We start from the raw sequence: 3,769 nt of genomic DNA, 5'->3' as shown, positions 1-3,769 counted from the left end.
CACCTGTGGATGTTCTTTCTGTGGATGCTTCTGTTCGGCCTGCTGGTGGGACGCAAGCTCTACGGCATCAGCCCGACCCGTTACTCACCGGGCTTCTGGCTGAACAGCCTGGTCACCATGATCATTCTGCTGGGGCAATCGGTCGAGGACAGCGCGGCGGGAAAGGACGTCTACACGGCATTCGCGGTGCGGATGGGACTTTTTTTGGCGGTGACGCTCTACGCGTGTCTGATGTTGCTGATTTTCGAGCAACGAAGCCGCACGCGATGACGCTCCGCGCCCCCGCGCCTCGGGCGAACGCACGCATTGGCGTTCGTGATGGTGTCGTGCCGAAAGCGGGGTGGGACTGACGTTCACACGCGTCGAACCGGGCGAACTCAATCAAGGAGGTACCTGTAATGGGAAATGCGACAAGCGACACGGTCGTCCGCCTGCGGGCACGTGAGATCCTGCTGGAATCAGGCAGGACCCTTTGGTACCTGCGCGGAATTCTGGCTGGTCTTATGGTGCTGTTCGTGCTGCTGGCGATCGCCATGTATTACATGGGGGATCCCGTGGAGACGGTGAAGCGAACGCCTTCGCCGCTAGGGGAAACGTTGTACTTCTGCGCGATCACGGCACTGACGATCGGGTACGGCGACGTGGTTCCTACCTCAACGCTTGGCCGGATCGATGCGGTATTGCTTGGGCTGATCGGCATGGTGTTCACAGGGCTGGTCCTCGCTGCCGCCGTGCGGGGCGTGCAGGAAGCCGCGCGCCGGGCGAGCCTTCTCGATTAGTCTGACGGTGCTGGCGGAAGCGCGAGACTGGAACATTGCCGGTTATCGGAGCATTGCCCGTTCGCGCCGGAGACGTACCGCGTCGTCAACGACGAGAGCCTCGCTCGCGTAAAACGGGGGGCGTTGCTTGTCACCACGAGCCGTGGCGAGCTGGTCGACCGAGGCGCTCAAGAGCGGGCAACTGGGCGGGCTGGCGCTCGCCATCTACGCATCTAGGAGCAGGAGGCAGACGTTCGCTTTCGCGATCTCTCCAGCACCATCATTACGGATGACGTGCTTCAGCCCTGACTTCGTGCCAGAACGTCATCGTAACGGGTCATCAGGCGGCCCCAAGCGACATCATCCACGCGAGGGTCCGATATCTGGTCGAAGCCGATATTATGTCCGTATGCTAAGCGCGAAAGAACGACGGCAGATGGCCCGAACCCAGTTTGTCTTTGGACAACGGAGTCAATCTACTGCGGTCCGGCGCAACGAGTATCGAGTCAACCGTAGACCTCGCACTAAAAGCCGTGCCGAACGGAAACCGTCGCGCCCGTATCGTGCGAATGGAGAACCGGGACACGCGCCGTGGCAGAAAAGACCCAGTGATCGACTGTGAGCGACAGCCTTCGTTGCGGTTGCGCACCCAGCGATAAAGTTGTATTTGGCAACTGGACGATCGAGATTTGCGGCGCCGTCGACGAACCAGGAGCCAGAAAATCCGAAGCATGCTGCAGCACCGGCTCAGGCGTTGGCGCGGCTTTCCCGGCGCCGAAGTGAAAGTCTCGTGTTATCTGTGCGCCATAGAACGCCTCGATTTGCGCGTAAAACGGCTTTCCCTGATCCGGCTGAGATTCCATTTCATAACGCTGCATATAGCGTTGTGGTTCTGGAATGGGTGGCACGACTTCCACGGGCAGAGGCGCGATGTTCGCAACCGTCATCGCTTCGGGCGACCCGATGACGAGGCCTTCCGCGAATGCATATCCGCTCAGCAAGAAAAATATTGCGCCGACAATCCTTTCGCTCAGGCACGTCATGGGCATGCCTCCAATGAAGGAATCGAAACGTCACAGTACTGAACACTACTGAATAGACCGCCCTTGCAGTCTTTCTTGCACTCACATTGTAGTCAGTCTTTCGCGTCTGGCTAGCTTAAATGTGAATCCGCAGGCCAAATGGGCAGACCCCATACCAGCGCGCGCACATCAGGACCACGTCGAGCGGGTAATGCAAGCAACCACCGAATTAAGCGTTTTCAACAGGCGTTCAGCGGTGCATGTAGCGCACTGTCTTATGCAATAGAACCCGTGAAGACCAACCGAAGGGCTTACGGCCAATTTTCTGCTTGCACCGGAGCCCTAATATCCGGGCGGCGGAGGAACCGGCGTGTACACTACGCCGCTGCTCGCGTAACCGGCGGCATACCATGTCGACCCGCACCGATAGTAAGCGACCTCGCCAACCGCGACCGGAGCTACGTTGCACGGCGGTGCGACCGGTGCGGGCACTGCGACGGGCACCGCTTGCGGGGCTGTTGCCGCAGCTGCTGCGCCCATCACAACCGCGCCCGCCACGAATCCGGCCGCCGCAGACCCGCCGTCCCAGTCCGAGTTGGAACAGTTGTGACAGTCGTAGTTGTTCTGCACGTTGGAAACTGTCGAAGCACGCGTGTTCTGCACTTCCTTTGCGCTGGGCTTGGCGGTTACTCTGGTTTTGCTTTGCACCGCGTCAGCAAGCCAGTTGAACGGGGACTCGACCACGACACATGCGACAAGGAACGCAGGACCTTCCGGAAATCGCCGGCAAGCGCTTTTCGGTCGTTAGCGGTCACCTTTCATTGCCCATTCGATGAGAACCGCTCTCGGGGGATGCTACCACCACGGTCAGCCGGCAAGTTGCGAGCGTTTTGGCACAGGCTGTCGGAGTCGCTTCGGTTTGCGTGCGGCGCAAGGCTGCGCCGTAGTCTCGAACGCAGGGGCGTGGCCCAATCGCCGTTTGACCTCCATGCGGCGATCGCCAATTTGATCGATGATGTCGGCGCAATGCAACATGCCCGGTAAGTCACGGCGGGCTGTCCCCTTTTGGCGCTAGACTATCGACGGGTGATTTCAGGCAGTACCGCATCCCATGGGAAGACGCCGCCATGAATCGGCCACCAGTTCGGTTTTTCCCTCGTGCGATCAATCTGACGTCCCTTCGGCGATGGGGTTGGGGTCTGTTTGCCGCGTTTTTCGTGCTCGTATGCGCGGTCGCGGCCCGCATGGTGCAGAACGAAATCGAGACGTCGCAGCGACAGGCGCGCTATCTGTCCGAACTCGGCCGCGACATTGCCTTTACCCTCGGCGACGGCCCGAGCAACAGCATCCGGTTTCCCGCGAACGGCCCTTATGATCTGCGGCTTGGCTACGCGCAACTGCCTTCTTTCGAACAACGCCTGATCGCACGCGGTTTCGCCGTCACCACTCAGGCGCGCAATTCGGCTGTGATGGCGTCGCTCGCGGACCGGGGCCTCTTCCTGCCGTACGAGGAAAAGGACCAGGCGGGGCTCGTCCTCCTCGACTCCCGGGGCGCACCGCTTTTCAGCGCACGCTATCCAGGCCTCGTCTATACGAGCTTCGACTCGATTCCGCCGCTCGTCGTGAACGCGCTGCTGTTCATCGAGGACCGCAACCTGCTCGACCCGACCCAATCGAACCGCAATCCTGCGATCGACTGGGGCCGCTTCAGCCGTGCGCTATTCGACCAGGGCTTGCGCGCGGTCGACCGGCATCAGCCTAGCCCGGGCGGGAGCACGCTCGCCACCCAGATCGAGAAATTCCGTCACTCGTCGGACGGCCGCACCGCGACGCCGCCCGAGAAGCTGCGCCAGATCGCGTCGGCGTCAGTGCGGGCCTATCTGGACGGACCGCAGACGATGCCCGCGCGCAAGCAGATCGTGGTGCGCTATCTGAATTCGGTGCCGCTCGCCGCGAAGCCGGGCATCGGCGAGATCAACGGCATCGGCG

General features: G+C 61.1%; 3 protein-coding genes and 2 pseudogenes. 4 read left to right on the top strand and 1 reads right to left on the bottom strand.

Translation table 11 applies throughout. The features are described 5' to 3' along the window. From AWB68_RS43160 to AWB68_RS51790, 3 genes and pseudogenes are all read left to right on the top strand, one after another. Nucleotides 1-270, top strand: a pseudogene (locus AWB68_RS43160) (DUF2955 domain-containing protein); the annotation flags it as partial. A gap of 128 nt (nt 271-398) precedes the next feature. After that, nucleotides 399-779 (top strand): potassium channel family protein, encoded by a 381-nt coding sequence (locus tag AWB68_RS43155; RefSeq protein ID WP_087650216.1) that lies wholly within the window; start codon nt 399-401, stop codon nt 777-779. A 42-nt stretch (nt 780-821) separates the two neighbouring features. After that, nucleotides 822-1,174: pseudogene (locus tag AWB68_RS51790) on the top strand (NAD(P)-dependent oxidoreductase); the annotation flags it as partial. A gap of 108 nt (nt 1,175-1,282) precedes the next feature. Here AWB68_RS51790 and AWB68_RS43145 read toward each other — a convergent pair. Next, nucleotides 1,283-1,801 (bottom strand): hypothetical protein, encoded by a 519-nt coding sequence (locus AWB68_RS43145; protein WP_087650214.1) that lies wholly within the window; start codon nt 1,799-1,801, stop codon nt 1,283-1,285. 1,106 nt (nt 1,802-2,907) lie between these two features. Between AWB68_RS43145 and AWB68_RS43140 the strand changes: the two genes are divergently transcribed. Next, nucleotides 2,908-3,769: transglycosylase domain-containing protein (locus tag AWB68_RS43140; RefSeq protein ID WP_200828959.1), on the top strand; the 862-nt coding region annotated here is incomplete at its 3' end.

Origin of the sequence: Caballeronia choica (assembly GCF_001544535.1) — a bacterium.
Classification (GTDB): domain Bacteria; phylum Pseudomonadota; class Gammaproteobacteria; order Burkholderiales; family Burkholderiaceae; genus Caballeronia; species Caballeronia choica.
The sequence above is the reverse complement of the archived record's forward strand: the minus strand, read 5'-3'. Positions and strand labels throughout refer to the sequence as shown.